Consider the following 19,076-nt stretch of genomic DNA (forward strand, 5'->3'; position numbering starts at 1 on the left):
AGTGAGCACTCATGGATGTAACAAAAATTAACAATCCCGATTTTTTGAAAAGGCTAAGTATGGATGAAATGGAAGGTTTGGCTAATGATATTCGGGAATTCCTAATCCAGCGGCTTTCAGAAACCGGCGGTCACTTGGGACCTAACTTGGGTGTCGTGGAATTAACTTTGGTTCTCCACAAGCTGTTCGACAGCCCAAAAGACAAACTGATCTGGGATGTCGGTCACCAAACCTATGTTCATAAAATATTAACAGGGCGCGGTAATCAATTTGGAAGTCTTCGTCAATATAAAGGTCTTTGCGGTTTCCCAAAAAGAAATGAAAGCGAACATGATGTTTGGGAAACAGGGCATAGCTCAACATCATTGTCCGCGGCAATGGGCATGGCAGCGGCGAGAGATATCCAGGGTAAGGACGCGGAGGTCGTCGCGGTAATCGGTGACGGCGCGTTAACTGGCGGTATGGCTTTAGAGGCATTAAACCATATTGGCCATGAACAGAAAGATATGATTATTGTTTTAAATGATAATGAAATGTCAATTGCACCGAACGTCGGGGCTCTTCATAATATGTTGGGCCGGCTCCGCACGGCTGGAAAATACAAAAAGGTCAAAGATGATCTGGAATATTTAATGAAAAAAATCCCCGCTTTTGGCGGCAGAATAGCATCTGCTGCAGAACGTGTTAAAGACACTGTTAAATATATGCTCGTTTCAGGCATCTTTTTTGAAGAACTTGGTATTACCTATTTGGGGCCAGTTGATGGGCATAATATGAATGATTTAATTGAGAACCTTAATTATGCTAAGAAAACGAAAGGGCCCGTCTTAGTCCATGTCTTGACACAAAAGGGCAAGGGTTTCAAACCTGCGGAATCGGATAATATTGGGACATGGCACGGACCTGGTCCATATAAAATTGAATCCGGGGACTTCATTAAGCCGGTAGATGCCCCTCCGGCTTACAGCAAGGTTGCGAGTGAAGCATTGCGGGCTGTAGCCAGAAATGATGACCGGGTCGTTGTCATTACTCCGGCAATGGTCGTGGGTTCAAAGCTTGTGGCATTCCAAAAAGAATTTCCGGATCGCTTATTCGATGTCGGCATTGCCGAGCAGCATGCGGCTACTATGTCAGCCGGCTTAGCGACACAGGGAATGAAGCCTGTCTTATCCATCTATTCCACCTTTATGCAGCGAGCATATGATCAGATCGTTCATGACATTTGCCGGCAAAATCTTAATGTCGTTTTTGCGGTTGATCGGGCAGGCCTTGTTGGTGCTGACGGTGAAACACATCAAGGTGTCTTCGACGTTGCATTTATGCGGAGTTTGCCAAATATGACCATCATGATGGGCAAAGATGAGAATGAGCTGCAACACATGGTTTACACGGCATTAAAATATGATAAGGGTCCTATTGCCGTAAGGTATCCTCGCGGTAATGGCCTTGGGGTTGAAATGGCTGATGAACTACAAGAGATCCCGATTGGGTCTTGGGAAGTGTTAAAAGAAGGAAAAGACATCGCAATTCTTTCCTTTGGCCCAATGCTGCAAACCGCATTGGATGCCGCCAAACGTCTGCAGACGGATGGGGTCTCAGCATCAGTTATTAATGCCAGATTCATCAAACCTCTAGACAGTGGGATGCTGCGGAAGCTTGCTAACATGAACATGCCGATTCTTACTGTTGAAGAAAGTACGCTTGAAGGCGGATTTGGAAGCGCGGTGCTTGAATTTTTCCATGAACAGGGGTTTCACGATATGATCGTAGACCGAATGGGGATTCCAGATCGATTCATAGAACACGGCAGTGTGAAGGATTTGTTAAAAGAAATCGGATTAACAGCAGGGAATATCGCACATCATGCGAAGCTGCTGCTTCCCAAGCATCGGCAAAGGGCATAGTATGAAGGAACGTATCGATGTGTTGCTTGTAAAACAAGGTTTGTTTGAAACGAGAGAAAAGGCCAGGCGTGCAGTAATGGCAGGGATCATTTATTCCGATCAACAGCGAATAGATAAGCCCGGCACCAAAATGGATACGGATGCGGCAATTGAAGTAAAGGGCAACTCTATGCCATATGTCGGACGCGGTGGTTTGAAGCTTGAGAAAGCATTGGAGGTCTTCGATTTATCAGTCGATGGCAAGGTGATGCTTGATATCGGTGCATCAACAGGCGGTTTCACGGACTGTGCCCTGCAAAATGGAGCAAACAGTGTCTATGCCCTTGACGTCGGCTATAATCAGTTGGCTTGGAAGCTTCGCAATGATGAAAGAGTAACCGTAATGGAGCGGACAAACTTCCGTTACTGTGTCCCCGAAGATTTTAGCCAGGGGTTGCCAGAGATCGCCACGATTGATGTATCGTTTATCTCACTGACCAAGATTCTCCCTGCACTCGCTGCCATTTTATGTGTTAATGGAGAGGCCATGACATTAATCAAACCACAGTTTGAAGCGGGGAAAGATGAAGTAGGCAGGAAAGGGATTGTCAGGGATCCAAAGGTTCATGAACATGTTGTTGAAGAAATTCTGACCTTTGCGGCTTCTCTTGGTTACGATGTCATGGATCTAAATTATTCTCCGATCACAGGCGGAGACGGAAATATCGAATTTCTTGCCCATCTCAAGTGGCGCGGGCATGGGCATCAAGGGAAGATGGCAAGTCAAAGGAAAATCAACCAAGTCGTCCAAGCTGCTCATCACGAATTAAAAAAGGCGTAATTTGAAGAAGAAGCATTTATGTTTCTTCTTTTTTAAACATAAGAAGAACCGGGGGAAAGGAGCCTCTTGTTTCAATGTTATTGGAGCTACGCGTAGAAAACTTTGCGATAATTGAAAAACTGACTATACCATTTGAACAGGGATTAACTGTTTTTACAGGAGAGACCGGGGCCGGTAAATCAATTATCATTGATGCCATCGGCCTGCTTGTCGGTGGCAGGGGATCAGCCGAATATGTGCGTCATGGGGCAAAAAAGGCTGAAATTGAAGCATTGTTCGACATTCAATCCAATCATCTGGTTGCCCAGATCCTGTGTGACCTCGGTATTGAGCATGAGGATGACATGCTGATTCTAAGACGACAAATTTATGATAGCGGCAAAAGTATCTGCCGTATTAATGGCAAGCTTGTGACGCTAACTAATCTCAGGGAAGTCGGACAGCGGCTTATTGATATTCACGGACAGCATGAACACCAAGAGTTAATGCACACTGATAAACATATGGCGCTGCTTGATCGATTTGGCGGACAAGCTCTGCTAAAGCTTAAAAAGGATTTTCGAACAGCGTATGGTCAAGCAAATGATATTTATACCAAAATGAAAAGGTTCAGTCAAAACGAACAGCAAATCGCTCAACGAATCGATCTTTTGAAATATCAAATAAAGGAAATTAAAGATGCTGATTTAGAACCTGGTGAAGAGGCATCACTTCTTGAAGAACGGCGCCGTTTGAACAATTATGAAAAAATATATCAGGCCTTGCACATTAGCTATGAAGCGCTCAATGGTGAAAGCAATGGTCTCGATTATATCAGGCAGGCAGTGAATCAGCTCGAATCCGTGCAAGATCTTGATCAAGATCTGCAAAAATTGTCTGAGGCGATCTCTGGCAGTTTTTACATTTTGGAGGAAAATGCCTTTGGCTTAAGGGAGCAGCTTGAGCAATTAGAGTTCAACCCTGAGAGGTTGAATGACATAGAGTCAAGGCTGAACGATATCTCCAAGTTAAAAAGGAAGTACGGTCAGACCATTTCCGAAATCCTTGATTATTTAAGCGGGATTGAAATGGAATATGCAGAGCTTTCAGATCGCGATCAAAAGATAGATGATCTTGAAAAATCTTTAAAAGCCGTGGTCTTTACATTAAAAGAAAAAGGCGAAGCATTATCGGTCAAACGTTATGCCGTTGCGGAGAATCTTCAAAGGGAAATTAACGCTGAGCTAAAGGATTTATATATGGAGAAATCTGTATATAAAGTACATATACAGTCGTCGCAGAAGTTAGAGTCCTTCCAATCCTTTAAGCCGGACGGCATAGACACGGCCCAATTTATGATATCAACTAACCCCGGTGAACCTTTAAAACCTTTAGCAAAAATTGCTTCGGGTGGTGAGATGTCACGGATTATGCTTGCGATAAAATCTAACTTTAAATCATTAATCGGTCTGACATCCATCATCTTTGATGAAGTTGACACGGGTGTAAGCGGCCGGGTTGCTCAAGCAATGGCGGAAAAGATTCATCAGCTGTCAGATGCTTCGCAGGTTTTTTGCATTACACATTTACCGCAGGTTGCCGCGATGGCTGACCAACATCTTTATATATCCAAAAGGATAAAGAACAAACGGACTCAGACAAACGTTCAGGCACTTAATAATGAAGAACAGGCCAAGGAAATTGGCCGGATGATCTCCGGTGCGGAGATGACAGACCTTACCAAGAAGCATGCTAAAGAATTACTTCATTTAGCCAAGGAAATAAAAGCTTCTTTATGAACTGCTATCCAAATTAGGGTAGCATTTTCTTCGTCTTCAGTTATAATTATTCCCGCCAAAGGCAACCTTATAAATGCAGCACAATTTCTTTTGTTTCTGCGAAAAATGTACAATATCACTTGTTTTATATAAGGGGTGTGGGTTAGGACGAGGAGAGTGAACGAATGAGGAAGCGGGATTTTTTTAGACGGGTGACCGGTTTAATTCTACTTGTTTTATTGGTAGCATTAGGATTTTTTCAACCGGTTAGAGATTATTTAAGCATTCCGGATCAAATCACTTTGTTTGAAAATGAAACATCAGCATTTTCCGCACATTTACCGGCGTTGTCACATTTTTCACTACAAAATGAGACAGTGGCGTCATCTGCCGATGGGAAACATCTAAAAGGACAACAGACAGGTCACACTGATATGATGGTATTAATGGGGAACATGCCCGCTAAGAAGGTGGATGTTAGAGTGTTACCAGACCTTCGTTTGATACCGGGCGGGGAATCAATCGGTGTTAAGCTTAACACTAAAGGTGTTCTTGTCGTTGGGTACCATCTTGTGGATGCTGCTAATGGTGAAAAATCACCCGGCGAGAAAGCTGGAATACAAGTCGGTGATATTATAACCAAAATTAATAATAAAAAAATTGAAAGCATGTCAGATGTTAAAGAAGTGATCAGAGATTCCGGTGACTCCGGTGACCCGTTAAAGTTAAGCATTGTAAGGCATAAGAAGCATATTCAAAAAGAACTGGCACCAATAAAGGATAAGAATGACAATAAGTATCGAATCGGTCTATATATCCGTGATACTGCAGCAGGCATCGGGACATTAACCTTCTATGAACCAAAATCGGGGAAATATGGTGCGCTTGGTCACGTGATATCAGATGTTGACACAAAACAACCGATTGTTGTTAATGACGGGGAAATTGTTCGTTCGACAGTGTCATCAATTGATCGTGGACAAGATGGCCACCCTGGTGAAAAAATCGCGTCTTTCCCAGCTGATGAAAAAGCAATTGGGGATATAACCAAGAATACGCCATTTGGCATTTTTGGACGGCTAAATACAGATATCGATAACGGCTTAATGGATAAAGGGCTGCCTATTGCCTTATCGAATGAAGTGAAGGAAGGCCCCGCAAAAATACTGACAGTTGTAGGTGGAAGCAAGGTTGAAGCCTTTGACATAAAGGTATTAAGTTCGGTACCTCAGAAATTCCCCGCAACAAAGGGCCTTGTCATCAAGGTGACTGATCCGAAACTTTTGAAGTCTACGGGAGGCATTGTCCAGGGTATGAGCGGGTCGCCTATCATACAGGACGGAAAAATAATCGGAGCAGTGACCCATGTCTTTGTTAATGATCCGACATCAGGTTACGGTGTTCATATTGAATGGATGCTTGAGGAAGCAGGAATAAATATTTATCAAGGTGACCACGAAAGGAAGGCAGTGAGCTAGGAGTAAAGCTCCTCCTTTCTCCTACATATATTCGACAAAAAGAAACAAAATCTATGGTGAATCATATCGTATTCGCTCGAAAAATCGAGGAAATGGAAGGAATACAGAGAAAGAAATAATTAATCTTAAAGAAAATTATAGAGGGATACACTTATGGTTGTCGAAGTCAGTATATGTGGAATTTTGAACAAGAGGAGGAAGGGTTTTGGAAAAAATTAGAGTATGTTTGACAGATGACAACCAAGAACTTATTAAACTGATAGGGCAGTACCTTGAGCATCAAGAGGATATTGAAGTCGTTGGCACAGCGCATAATGGTGAGGAATGTCTGACAGTTATTAAAGAAGTCGAACCGGATGTCCTGGTTTTAGATATTATTATGCCGCATTTAGATGGGCTTGGTGTTTTGGAACAATTAAGAGTGGATGACAGCATGCCTCAGCCAAATGTTATTATGCTGACAGCGTTCGGTCAGGAGGATGTGACCAAAAAAGCAGTTGATCTAGGGGCCTCATACTTTATTCTTAAACCGTTTGATATGGACAATTTAGTAAATAATATTCGTCAAGTTGCCGGCAGACAAAAAACGGTTGTTCCTTCTTCCAAACGAAATAATGCAGTGATAACGAACAAGAAACCGCAAAATCTAGATGCCAGTATTACGAGCATTATACATGAAATCGGTGTCCCTGCACATATTAAGGGCTATATGTACCTTAGGGAAGCCATTTCTATGGTGTATAACGATATCGAATTGCTTGGCTGCATAACAAAAGTTCTTTATCCCGATATTGCCAAGAAATATAAGACGACCTCCAGCAGGGTTGAAAGGGCGATTCGCCATGCCATTGAAGTTGCCTGGAGCCGCGGCAACATCGAATCAATTTCATCTCTCTTCGGTTATACGGTTTCAATGACCAAAGCGAAACCTACTAACTCAGAGTTCATTGCGATGGTCGCTGATAAATTGAGGATTGAACATAAGGCCGGTTGAAAGTGAAAGCAGCTCCACTAATAGAACACCTCCGAAAAGTGGTTATTAATCATTTTTCGGAGGTGTTTTTTTGGGGTTTGTTTACAAATTTTGTATAGGACGTTAATACCATACAGTAACAGGGTACAAAGTCCGCCCTTTTTCGATTTTTTTCTTAATAATATGAGTTTAGCCACAAAAAGGCTAAATGGAAGAGTCATGCGTTATTCCCATTTTTCGAAATAATTAGAAAAATAACTGGAAATTATTATTATTTCGTTTATTATAAATACTGACAACAAGAATGTAACAAAAATGACATATTTAAAGGAGGGTTAAGGAAATTTTGTGTTCTAACATCAGGTACAGTCTTCCGGTCAGCACTGTCACACATGCCAAACCAATTTGAAGGGAGAATGGTGAGTGTTGGTTAAAAGACAAGATGTCACCCGGTTGCTAAGCCTATTGTTATGTCTCATGCTGCTGATGCCGACTTTTGCTTATAAAACAGCGGGGGCCGAATCAGGGACGAACAACCATTCAGTTTCCATGCTGGATGCTGCTAAGGTTCAGTCTAAGAACAAAATAAGCAAGAGGCTTCTTGAACGCTACAAAAAAGATGATGTTGTTACGTTTCTTGTGAAATTCAGAGACCAAGTCGATACGAAGAAGGTTGCGGGCGCCGCGGCATCCAAAGCAAAGAAGTCTAAGGCCACAGCTTACAAACTTGAGCTGATGAAACGTTCAGCAATTGTTTCCTCACTTCGAGCAAAGGCCAATGAAACCCAGCATGATGTCAAATCATATTTGACCAAGCAAAAAAAGAAAGGTGAGGTTAAATCCTTCCACTCTTATTACATTGTTAATGGAATGGCTGTTACAGCGACAAAACAAACAGCAGAAAGACTTGCCACATTCCCGGAAATCGAAAAAGTCCTTCCTAATGAAACCAGACAGCTTGATCCAATCAAGAAGAAACAAGTTAAAGCCAAAAAGTCAAAGGCTAATTCTCAGACATCCTCAATTGAATGGAATATTGAAAAAGTGGGAGCACCTGAAGTGTGGGATATGGGCATTGATGGATCCGGCACGGTCGTTGCCAATATTGATACCGGTGTGCAATGGAACCATCCCGCACTTAAGGAAAAATATCGTGGTTACGACGCAGCAAGTAACACTGTGGACCATGAATTTAACTGGTTTGATGCCACAGCGGGACAGTCAGCCCCTTATGATGATCAAGGCCACGGCACACATACCATGGGTACGATGGTCGGATCTGACGGTGACAATCACATCGGTGTTGCTCCTGGTGCTAAATGGATCGCGGTTAAGGCCTTTACAGCAGCTGGCGGGACGGATGCCGATTTGCTTGCCGCGGGGGAATGGATCCTGGCACCAAAAGATGCTGAGGGTAACCCGCACCCGGAAATGGCTCCCGATGTTGTTAATAACTCATGGGGCGGGGGACCGGGGCTAGATGAATGGTACCGGCCGATGGTGCAAAACTGGAGAGCGGCAGGTATTTTCCCGGAATTTTCGGCGGGTAACACAACGTTAACAAATCCCGGCGGTCCCGGTTCGGTAGCAAACCCGGGCAACTATCCGGAAAGCTTTACTACTGGTGCAACAGATATTAATGATCAGCTTGCAGGCTTTTCACTTCAGGGACCGTCTCCTTATGATGAAATCAAGCCCGATGTGTCAGCACCAGGCGTAAACATTCGCTCATCAGTACCGGGAAGTCAGTATGAAGGCGGATGGAATGGAACATCAATGGCCGGACCCCATGTTGCAGCGGCGGCAGCACTGCTTCTTCAAGCAGATTCATCCTTAACAGTGGACGACATTGAACAAATCTTAATGGATACTGCAGTCCCATTAACAGATGAAGAGTTTCCCGAATCGCCGAACAATGGCTACGGTTACGGACGAATTGACGTCTACAATGCTGTTCAAGCTGTTGCTGACGGTTTGGGAACAGTTCAAGGTCAAGTCACAAAAGATGGTGAAGATCTGGAGGCGCCGGTCTACCAGCATGATGGTCCAAATGAGGCATATGCCGGTGCCGCTATACCGCTCGACATCAGTGTGCAGGATAATGTCAGCATTACTAAAGTAGAACTGCAATATCGTGTGCAAGGTGCAAGCGAATGGCAGACGGTTGAAGCTGAAAAAACAAGTGGTGATTATCGCAATGCTGTCTACCAAGCCGTCATACCCGGTGATGTTGTCGCCGAACCGGCTATGGAGTATAAGTGGACCATTACAGATTATGGCCAAAATAATGTAACAAGCGATCAATATGATGTCACCATTCATCCAGCTTTGACGAATGGCTACCAGCAGGATTTTGAAGCAAATCCAATTGGCTGGCTATCCTACGGTGACAATAATACATGGGAATGGGGCAAGCCGACATCTGGACCGGCCGCAGCAGCGTCTGGTGAAAAAGTCTATGCCACAAACCTTGATCGCGACTATGAAAATAACAGTAATATGACACTCATGATGCCACCCGTTGCTGTACCTGAAGCCGGGAACATGTTCTTACAGTTCAAACAATGGTACAACATTGAAAACAATTATGATTACGGTCATGTGTTTGTATCAACGGATCAGCAAAACTGGGAGCAGCTGGCTGAATTCACCGGTGAAAGCGATGGCTGGCAATCAGCGGAAGTTGATTTATCGGATTATGCTGGACAAACTGTCTTTGTGGCTTTCCATGTCCAATCTGACGGAAGTGTGCCAAAAGCCGGTTGGTATTTGGACGATGTTGCTCTTAGCGATACGGCAATGGGTGAAACAGCCAAAGCCCATTTAGGCGTACAGCCTAAGCACGGCGACAAAGACAAAAAGGAAAATAAAATAGTGAAGAATGAGAAGGCAAAGGATAAAAAGGCAAACAAAAAGCCGGTCGATCCAAGTAAAATGAAGCCTTCCAAACCAGATGTTCTTGTTACACCTGACCATCTGAATGTGAACAAGGATGCGAAAGTAAAACCATCCTCGTTGCCGCTTGCTGCTTCGGTCACCGTGCTCGAAACTGATCGTTCGGTGAGGACGGACCCTGCTGATGGCCATTATACGATGACCCATGCTGCAGGGGATTACACATTAAAAGCTGAAGCGTACGGATTCCATCCAGTTGAGCGTTCCGTAGAGATTCCTCGTGATGGATTCGTTACAGCGGACTTCAAGCTCGATCCGATTGCGAAAGGTACCATCACAGGGACAATCACCAACAAAGCAACAGGCGAGCCTATTGCTGGCGCTGACATCATGCTGATGGAGGATGCTGCTGTTGCTCCTGTCTCGACTGATGAGAACGGGCATTTTTCGATTGAAGCATATGAAGGCGACTATACGATGCATGTCAGCGCACGAAAATTTTATAGCCAAGATGTGTCAGTTACCGTTGAAGGCGACCAATCGGTTGAAAAGGATGTCAATTTGAAGCCGTTCATTGGCTATCCTGGTGAAATCGGCTATGATGATGGCACAGCTGAAAATGCTCACGCTTTTTATGATGCAGGCAACGGCTGGGCGGTTAAAATGTCGCTTCCGGAAGGAAAAGATCATGCGCTTGTTACCGGCGGATTGTTCCGATTCTGGAATACCGAATGGCCTGTTCCAGGCGGAACGGAATTCCAAGTTGCCATTTATGATGCATCCGGTCCTGACGGGGCTCCGGGCAAAAAGCTGGCTGGACCAATCGACGCAACAGCGCTAAGGAATGATCAATGGACGAATGTTGATCTATCGGGAGAAGGGGTCGTTGTTGACGGTGATTTCTACATGGTCTACATTCAGACCCAAGCTAATCCGAATGCACCTGGCCTCGCAACAGATGAAAATGGTGAAAATCATGAACGCAGCTGGCAGCTTGTCGGTGGTGCATGGTCTAAATCACCGAAAGAAGAAGGAAACTATATGATCAGGGCTCAGGTCAGTTATGAAGCTGCGGCACCCGTGATCACCTCGCCGAAGGATGGTACGTTTACAAAGAATGACAAGGTAACCGTTGAAGGTGAAGCAGCACCGGGTATGAAAGTAACCATTTTAAATAATGGTGAGAAAGCAGCAACAACCAATGCCACGGATGAAGGGACATTTTCTAAGGAAATCACCCTTCAAAAAGGCGAAAACAAACTGACCGCAACCGTATCGACAGATAATGGCACAACTGATCCATCCGAGCCGGTGACGATTGTCCTTGATCAAATCAAACCGAAGCTCTCGATCGACAGCCCAAAGGATGATTATAAGACGAATAAAATGGCCGTTAAGGTTGAGGGGAAGGTTGATGAAACTAACCTTGCATGGGTCAAGGTCAACGGGCAAAAGGCTAAAGTGAATGATGATGGATCGTACGAACACCGCATGCTGTTAGATGACGGAGATAATACGATTAAAGTTGTCGCAAGGGATAAGGCTGGCAACAAACGGACGAAGCGGATCACCGTTCACGCCAAGTTCGATGCCCCAGTTGTGGAAAACCTGAAGCCTGATGAAGATGTTAATTTGAAATCGGGTGAATCGGTAAAAATCGAGCTGGACAGCGAGCCTGGCCTAAAAGCAACCTTCGCCATCCGCATGCCGCTTGTCAATACTATTGCGAATACGGCTAACGTCAATGAGTTGCCGATGATGGAAACCGAAGACGGCCACTATGTCGGCTACTGGACCGCACCGTCTGGCCTCAAAGCCGACGGCGGAGAGATCGAGGTTATCCTAAAAGATGATTATGGCAATGAGACAAGAGAACTTGCAAAAGGAAAGCTTCATATTAATGTGAAGAAGAAGAAGTAACCGATTGATGAAAAAAGTTGAGCGTTCCCTTTGGCGGGAACGCTCTTTTTCGTGTCAGTGGGAGGGGGGGCGGTGATGGAGGAAGACCCAAAGTCAGCAAAAAATCGGACGAAGGGTCAAATTTTAATCTCGTTTATGGTAAGAACTCCAAATTAATGATAACATAATAACATGTAAAATATACTATTTTGGGGAATTTTTATCGTCTTGGCCTGGTCAATTAGTCCGCTGGCTAGATTAATTTTTAGCGCCATGCCTATAAAATTAATAAAATAGTAAACAGGTTTTGGCTTTTTTAGTTAATCAGAAAGTATAACTTTCTGACGCACATAAGTGCACTGGCTAAAGACGTAACATCCTGTTACAACGCCAGTACTAGCACGTCCTGTGCGTCGCAACTACGCCTCTGTCTTCGCCAATCGGCGAGTTTTCTTTACATACCTTGCCAAGCAATTAGCTAATGGAGTGGATATTAGATGGAAAAGATACAAATACATTTAAGTAATAAAGAAATATTTGTGTTACTAGGGCTATTAGAAGCTCCCGCGGTAATAGGAATAGATAATCCTTTTTCTGGATTACAAGAAGAGGGATTAAAGTATGAATGGGAGTCGGTAATTAAAAACCTTAAAGATCGAGAGCTGGTTGGAAAAAGGGAAGATGGGGAACTTTGGATCGATGAAGGACTGATTTCCGCATTATCGGTTATGGCTTACTCCAATACAATTATTCAGGTTGATGCCCCTGATAAATCATCACAATCGTTTTTTTATTTTGCTGAGGAGTTTGTCATCGAATGTGGGAGAATAAACGATGATTTATACTATTTGCAACAGAAAAGTGAGCCTAAAATAGCGCTGAAAAATGAGATCTTTCCAAAGGTTGGACTAGAACATAATCAAATATCAAAATCGGGAACGTTGGTTTTACCTGGCACGTTAATAAACGATTGGTTAAATGAGAAGGGTGATTTCAACAATTTGGATAGCATTATATGTAGGATCAATAACCTAAACCAAATCCCAGCATTATGGGCTGACCTTAAGAAGTCATTACATAGAAATGAGAGAATCAATCGAATGATGATGTATCACTTTAATAAGGATCATTGGACTGCAGAAGGGCTATTTGTTGTTTTTTCGCCTTCAAATAATTGGACACTAAGAATGATAGAAAAGAATGGAAAAGAACTTTTAGAAGCAAAGCAAGTGGATTTATTTGGATTAACAAAGGAGTACCTTTCAGTGGCGGAAAGCGCTCTAAACGTTGGAAATAATAAAACAATTTTACAGAGGTAATTTAAAGAAGTTCTTATTATACCGCTCATAATTAACCAAGAGGAATGTACCCCTTGGTTAATTTAGTAGGGAATACTAAAATTATTGTATTATTGTATACCCTCAAAATAATTAATAACCTCATTTATGTTATCTGTATGGAAAACAGTATGTTCAAAATTAAGCATATAGTCTTGAGTAGCGTAGTGTAATTCGGTGGGACTTATCATTTTTAGCATATTCTTTATCCGATGCTTTTGTTTGTATTCATCTCTAATTTGATTCATTTTTTCATTTAGTCCCCGAGTTATTAGGAAATAAGGATATTTCCCGGGTTTTATGTCGTTTTTTAAAACCATGTCTTGGTTTTCTGTAATATATTTTTGTTTCATTATTGATACGTCGAGGTCATCGATATCTGTGGATACTCCAATTTCGTCAACGACTTCTTCTATTTCCTTATCGGAAAGATCATTATTAAGATCAAGTAAAATAATATTATAATGATATTCAGGGATATTGGTCACTTTATTGCTCCTTTCTTATTATTCATTTGGATTGCTTTTTGCGCTTATGTGACTTGCTATTCTTTGGTCTTTTTTGGAAAATCCTTTCTTTCTTAGGTTTGTTAAGTGTTGGGTATTTTGCCAGTAATGCATCTTTATTTTTTATGAAAAAAAAGTATTGATGCAGAAGCTTAACAAACAGAATTGGAAAAATCATTGCTCCTAAAATACATCCAACAAATATAAGTGCTTTTATATCATCGCTTTTTATAATGGAAAAGATCATTTGACCAAACACGTAACTAAAACCCGGTACTATAGCAATCCATTTCGTCCAAGCCCCGGGACCTTCCGGGATTTTAATCTTACCATTTATGGATAGATGTTGAATGATGATGACACCGCTAACACTGATTAAATATAAGGCAAGACCAAGATAAAAGAAAAGCAACGTTTCAAAGTGCAAAATGTTATACAAAAACTTTTGGGTAACTAAAAAATATAAAAATGATGTTAGCACTCCCCAAACGCCCTGAAAAAGGGTAAAGGATAATTCAAATCGATAAGGCGCGATAATATAAACGAGCAGCCAAATGTTCAAGATTATTACTGGAATGATTGCAAGATTAATAAAGAAGGGTAGCCTTGGTATCCCAAGCAACGGTAAAAAACCCAAAAGATCTGAAAAAAACAGAACATTCATCATTGCAATAAAGCGAATATCGGTAGGAAATGTTCTTAAAATCAAATATTCATTAAACGTTTTTTTATCCATAAATATTCCTTTCACAAAGGATGTTAATTAAAATAAATGTCCAAAAAAGTGTTTTACTCCTTCTATTGCTTTAGTAGTCCCTTTTTGAATGACGTCACCCACAGAATCTGATTTTCCATCACCGTCTACATCGAACCACTTTACCTCACTAAGGAAATAGGACGTTCCTGCACCTATTAAAAATCCCGCTGCCATACCCACTGGTCCTGCCCAAGCACCGGCTAAGGCACCTAATTGTCCTCCAGCAAAGGCTGAAGCACCAATTGAAGCTACACCAACGGCCACATCGCTAACAATAAGGCCGGTTATATCACTTCCTGATTGATCTTGTTTTAAACCATTTGATAAATCGGCAACTGTGGATATACCTAATCCTAACAATCCTAATTTACCTGATATTCCTTTAAATTTAAGGGCATCTTTTAAGGCGACTTTACCGTTAATTAAGGCATGCACCTCAGCTGGTTTACCATTAATTAGGTTATACTGGGTGTATGATTTTTTATTAACGCCAAATAATTCGGGTTTGGTCAATCGTAGTCTATATGTATCCTTACCGCGGGCAGTTGTGTATTTTTCTTTTAGAACACTGCCTCCCATTTTCTTTATTCTTACCTGCTTAAATACTTGGGCTCCGCCATATCCATTTTGTAGTAATGTAGCACCGGATTTTATGGGATGATTCGGATCTAAACCTAATGTATTTAACCCATTCCCAAAAACTATCCCTGCTTCTTTTGGTTTCTTTGGCAAACAAATTTGTGGCTTGGATAAAGTTGTGTTGTTTCTAACCCTTGCTAGGTTGGCGAGAGTATCATATTTATGTAATTGATTTGTTCCGGGCTCCCCAATACTAAAGTTCACATCTTCAATCATACCTTGTATAGCTTCATTTTCCCAGACACTATCTTCCATTTTGTGAATCTTGCCTGTGTCTAAGATTAGCCCATTTTTAGACCACTCGTTAAACTTTTTAACAAGGCTATTAAATCCATCTAAATTATTTTCCGATTCTTTTAATTTCGCCATACTTGCTTCATCAAGCGCATTTAATTTAGTAATTGTTTTTCTATTATGCGCTTCAGCCTCATCCATCCGCTTTACAAACGGCATGATAGTAACAGGCTGATCGTTTACCAAATCACTGACTTCCATGAAATGATCATTGATTTTCCCTACTGTTTCATGGGTCAGTTCTTCAATTCTGTCGAGGCTTTTTTTGACATCCTCAATGATGAATTCTTCGCGGACAAGGCCGTTATGATCCTCGAATTCTTTAACACTATTTTTGATATCTTTCAAACCATTTATGTACCGATCCAGGAATTGATTAAGAAGAAGAATGACAGGGATGTGGAGGACTTTGAAGTATTCCTTAATCGCATTGCCGCCTTCGCCCTTAAGGGAGTCGCCCAAATCAGTGACTTGATTCATCGCATCACGAATCGCAAGAATTTGGTCCTTTTCGTTTTCCTTCTTTTTAATCGAATGATCAATCCCTTCAGTTATTTCCGATACCTTTAATACTTTCATCGCCTTGACCCCTTGCCAATGTTTGCCGCCAACTCTTCTTCAACATCAATGAACGACTCGATGTTCGTCCAGGCGTCATCCTCAGCTTTTAAAAGAAGTGCTTTGTATTTACTAATAGCTTCATAGTAGGTGTCCTCGATATCTATAATTTTTGTCACAACATCCAGTACAGAAGTACTAAATTCGATCGTCGGATTCGAGGTGTTAAGCTCATTTATCTTCCCTTTAAGATTGCTGAAAACCGGTTCAACATCGCCTTGATTAACTTTTATTTCTGGCATCATACGCCCCCCTTTTACGCACCGTGCATATGGTTTATTCTATTTCTTTTCGATGAAATATCGTCTGACAGGTCAAGATTAGCATTCTCTAATTGTGAGATTTTGTCTTCTATGCCCTGCAATATAGATTCGACCTGTATTGTCACAATATCATTATAAGCGTTATCGATAGTTTCACGGATGTCTAAGAACTCAGCAGCATGCTTGCCGGCCCATGATTCTGATGTGAGATCAGGGTTTTTTATCAGATTTTTATACTCAGACAGATCATCTTGCCCACCAGTAATATGCCTTTTTGCTTTATGTAATCGTGCTATTTTTTCCTGGTTATCATGTAATGTACTCTGCAACGAAGCAATATCATTATTCAGCATTCTAATCATAACTTCATTATCCGGTAACACGTCATCCACTCCCGCGCATTCATTTCATATATTACAATATTACACAATTGTTTCAGAAAAATAAACATATAAAGGGAAAAACTCCCTAGATACAAGGTTACGCGTCTATCTAAATCACGACTTTTTTTGTCTTTAATCTACGATTCAAATGACAAAAGGTGACAGATTTCGAAAAATTAAATATAGCTTTTGTGGTCTCCATTATTTTCAGAAGGAATTGGTTTTAATGTGTATAAATGGTTTGGATCTGATTAAATTGGCATATTTCATCACCCTTGTCGAATCACCTAATCGGTTAAGCCAAGTCATTTTCTGGACAATAACACCTAGAATGGATGAAAATCGGCCGACATTTAAGAAGGCAGCACTAATCTAAACAGTTTGATGCGCAGATTGGTATAAATATCCATTTTATATTTTAACATACTTTATAGTTTGAAAAGTATGTTAAAATTAATCTAGATATTTTTGTCGAAAAATACGACGAATTATTTAAATTAACCGTTGTTTCCCATCTGAGTTTATTTTATAATACCAAGAGAGGGAAATATATGTAAAAGGAGAGGTTGAAATGGCAGGACAAATTCGTGTAACACCTGAAGAGCTCCGTGACATGGCAACGCGTTACAATAACGAAAGCGGTAACGTTGAGGATTTGGTTGGCCGTCTTGACACAATGAAGGGCCAACTTCAAGGCATGTGGGAAGGTGCTTCAAGCGATGCTTTTGCCGCTCAGTACGAAGAACTTAAGCCTTCCTTTGTGAAAATGGCTAATTTACTTGCTGATATTTCGAAACAGCTTGGTGATACCGCAAATATTATCGAAGACACTGATAATCAAATCGCTGGTCAAATTCGCGGTTAACTTCATCTAACAATCTAATGAAATGTGAAGTAGCGCTGAATTCCTAGGGATGAAGCGCTTCTTCCATTTCCTGGGGTGGAATACTATGTACATTGAGATCACTGTAGACCTAAAGCATTATACCGGAGAAACGTTTGACTTGCGTCTTTCAAACTACCATTCGATAAAGAAAGTTATAGATATCGTATGGCAGGCGAAGCGGATCCCTGAATTGCCGCGGGAAGGCTGCTGGGTTCGAGTGACCAACAAACGCACTGTCTTTTCAGGCGTTTATCAGCTTGCAGCTTGCGGTATTACAACAGGTGATCGTATCGAAATCTTATGAAGGAGCTTATGGGGATGTCAGTAGAGAAGCCGACTTACTTAGAAAAGAAACTCGAAGCCGCCATAACGAAAGATAACGGCTACGCCTTTATTTTTCAAAACGAAAAAATCAAGCTTGATCATGAATTGGAAATTGATATGATAAAAGAAATTGATCCTTCTTTTAATAAGGAAATTATCATGACGGAAGATGAATTGAAGATCACGATTCATCCACCCGCTGAGTATCAAAGCTTCCAACGTATACATAGCAAAGATGACAGAAGCAAGTGGCTGTTTTCCCACCACCTGGTTAAACGAGTGATGAAGCATTCCCTTCACCGCCTTCATCTTATTGTTTGCCCGGAAAATATCATGTTTGACCGAAGCCTGGAGCCGGCCTTCCTGCATTATGGTGTTATGGAGAGTCTTCCTCCATACGAAAACGAAGAGGAAAGGCTTTTGCTTGAAGTTAAAGCTACGGTTGCAGCCGCTGTTGATAAGAGTTATACATTTGAACAATATTTAAATTTCCATGAGACGTTAAAGCTTGGACCGGATACCAAAGAAATATTTACCGTAAAAGGTCTGGATGACTTGCTTGCACTGATTCAAGATCATATCGATCAATTGGAGAAAAAGGATAAGACTTTAGTGCATATCCCAAACAAAAAGTGGAAGGGTCAGCGCTACGTTATGATTGGTCTTATTGTTTGCCTCGTCCCTGCTATTATTTATACATGCTACTCAATCTTTTTTTTACAACCCAAACAAGAAGCGTTTGCAGAAAGCGGTCAATCTTTCCTTAGCAATGACTACAGTCAAGTCGTTGATGCATTAGGCCGTTACAGTGTCGATGAGATGCCAAAAGTGGTCCAATATGAGCTCGCAACATCTTACATCATTAACGAATCGCTCACTGAGGAGCAAAAGAAGAATGTCCAAAGTACGCTGACACTTCAATCAGATCCACAATATTATGCCTATTGGATTCACGTTGGCCGAGGTGAAAGTGAAAAGGCGCTTGATATCGCTCGATCGTTAGAAGATCGGGATTTAATCATGTTCGGACTGCTGAAGTACCGTAAAGAAATCAAAGCGGATGATGATCTGACAGGGGAAGAAAAGCAGCAAAAGGTTCAAGATATTCAAAGCGAAATTGATGAATATATGAAGGAACAGAAAGAACAGGAACAGCAGGATCAGCAAAGTCAAGAAACACAGGCACAGCCTGAACAGAAGGCAGATCAACAGGATGCGAAAACGCAAAAGAAACAGCCTGCTGATAATAAAAAGGAAGATAAAGCAAAGGATGCTGCTTCCAAAAAGGCTGACCAGCAAAAAAAAGAGTCCCCTAAAGAGTAGACAGGTTAAAAAACTAAAAT

General features: G+C 41.7%; 16 protein-coding genes. 11 read left to right on the forward strand and 5 right to left on the reverse strand.

Annotated features, from left to right (window positions below):
* The first annotated feature begins 11 nt into the window (after positions 1-11).
* From dxs to EV207_RS03595, 7 genes are all read left to right on the forward strand, one after another.
* A complete protein-coding gene (dxs, locus tag EV207_RS03565) occupies positions 12-1,904 on the forward strand; it encodes a 1-deoxy-D-xylulose-5-phosphate synthase (protein ID WP_132743728.1) in 1,893 nt (630 codons plus the stop codon).
* A gap of 1 nt (position 1,905) precedes the next feature.
* The gene (locus EV207_RS03570; RefSeq protein WP_132743730.1) at positions 1,906-2,724 is read left to right on the forward strand and encodes a TlyA family RNA methyltransferase; all 819 of its coding nucleotides are present in this window, start codon (positions 1,906-1,908) and stop codon (positions 2,722-2,724) included.
* 74 nt (positions 2,725-2,798) lie between these two features.
* On the forward strand, positions 2,799-4,502 hold the full coding sequence (recN, locus tag EV207_RS03575) for a DNA repair protein RecN (protein WP_132743731.1): 1,704 nt from the start codon (positions 2,799-2,801) through the stop codon (positions 4,500-4,502).
* Between the two features lie 164 nt (positions 4,503-4,666).
* Positions 4,667-5,959 (forward strand): SpoIVB peptidase, encoded by a 1,293-nt coding sequence (spoIVB, locus tag EV207_RS03580; RefSeq protein WP_132743733.1) that lies wholly within the window; start codon positions 4,667-4,669, stop codon positions 5,957-5,959.
* A 205-nt stretch (positions 5,960-6,164) separates the two neighbouring features.
* Entirely contained in the window at positions 6,165-6,953 is a 789-nt protein-coding gene (gene spo0A / locus EV207_RS03585; RefSeq protein ID WP_132743735.1) for a sporulation transcription factor Spo0A, read from the forward strand.
* Positions 6,954-7,409: 456 nt separating this feature from the next.
* Positions 7,410-11,747, forward strand: a complete 4,338-nt coding sequence (locus EV207_RS03590; protein ID WP_481405016.1) for a S8 family serine peptidase — start codon at positions 7,410-7,412, stop codon at positions 11,745-11,747.
* A gap of 476 nt (positions 11,748-12,223) precedes the next feature.
* Positions 12,224-13,045 carry a hypothetical protein gene (locus EV207_RS03595; RefSeq protein ID WP_132743739.1) on the forward strand — a complete coding sequence of 274 codons (822 nt, stop codon included), beginning with the start codon at positions 12,224-12,226 and terminating at the stop codon, positions 13,043-13,045.
* Positions 13,046-13,134: 89 nt separating this feature from the next.
* On the opposite strand, the gene EV207_RS03600 is transcribed toward EV207_RS03595, so the two are convergent.
* Genes EV207_RS03600 through EV207_RS03620 form a run of 5 tightly spaced genes read right to left on the reverse strand, consistent with a single transcriptional unit; the run spans position 13,135 to position 16,523 of the window.
* Complete coding sequence (locus EV207_RS03600) at positions 13,135-13,551, reverse strand: hypothetical protein (protein WP_132743741.1); 417 nt, start codon at positions 13,549-13,551, stop codon at positions 13,135-13,137.
* Positions 13,552-13,573: 22 nt separating this feature from the next.
* Positions 13,574-14,305, reverse strand: coding sequence for a hypothetical protein (locus EV207_RS03605; protein ID WP_132743743.1), 732 nt, complete (start codon positions 14,303-14,305; stop codon positions 13,574-13,576).
* Between the two features lie 27 nt (positions 14,306-14,332).
* On the reverse strand, positions 14,333-15,838 hold the full coding sequence (locus EV207_RS03610; RefSeq protein WP_132743745.1) for an LXG domain-containing protein: 1,506 nt from the start codon (positions 15,836-15,838) through the stop codon (positions 14,333-14,335).
* On the reverse strand, positions 15,835-16,122 hold the full coding sequence (locus EV207_RS03615; RefSeq protein WP_132743747.1) for a YwqI/YxiC family protein: 288 nt from the start codon (positions 16,120-16,122) through the stop codon (positions 15,835-15,837). Before EV207_RS03615 ends, EV207_RS03610 begins: the two co-directional genes overlap by 4 nt.
* Before the next feature lie 11 nt (positions 16,123-16,133).
* The gene (locus EV207_RS03620) at positions 16,134-16,523 is read right to left on the reverse strand and encodes a YwqH-like family protein (RefSeq protein WP_132743749.1); all 390 of its coding nucleotides are present in this window, start codon (positions 16,521-16,523) and stop codon (positions 16,134-16,136) included.
* Between the two features lie 226 nt (positions 16,524-16,749).
* Here EV207_RS03620 and EV207_RS22930 point away from each other — a divergent pair, with 226 nt between their 5' ends.
* From EV207_RS22930 to essB, 4 genes are all read left to right on the forward strand, one after another.
* Positions 16,750-16,899 (forward strand): hypothetical protein, encoded by a 150-nt coding sequence (locus EV207_RS22930; RefSeq protein WP_165886822.1) that lies wholly within the window; start codon positions 16,750-16,752, stop codon positions 16,897-16,899.
* A 195-nt stretch (positions 16,900-17,094) separates the two neighbouring features.
* The gene (locus EV207_RS03625; protein ID WP_132743751.1) at positions 17,095-17,388 is read left to right on the forward strand and encodes a WXG100 family type VII secretion target; all 294 of its coding nucleotides are present in this window, start codon (positions 17,095-17,097) and stop codon (positions 17,386-17,388) included.
* Positions 17,389-17,473: 85 nt separating this feature from the next.
* The gene (gene yukD, locus EV207_RS03630; RefSeq protein ID WP_132743753.1) at positions 17,474-17,713 is read left to right on the forward strand and encodes an ESX secretion system protein YukD; all 240 of its coding nucleotides are present in this window, start codon (positions 17,474-17,476) and stop codon (positions 17,711-17,713) included.
* A 14-nt stretch (positions 17,714-17,727) separates the two neighbouring features.
* The gene (essB, locus tag EV207_RS03635; protein WP_132743754.1) at positions 17,728-19,056 is read left to right on the forward strand and encodes a type VII secretion protein EssB; all 1,329 of its coding nucleotides are present in this window, start codon (positions 17,728-17,730) and stop codon (positions 19,054-19,056) included.
* The last annotated feature ends 20 nt before the right edge of the window (positions 19,057-19,076 follow it).

Origin of the sequence: Scopulibacillus darangshiensis, assembly GCF_004341035.1 — a bacterium.
In the GTDB taxonomy this organism is placed as follows: domain Bacteria; phylum Bacillota; class Bacilli; order Bacillales; family Sporolactobacillaceae; genus Scopulibacillus; species Scopulibacillus darangshiensis.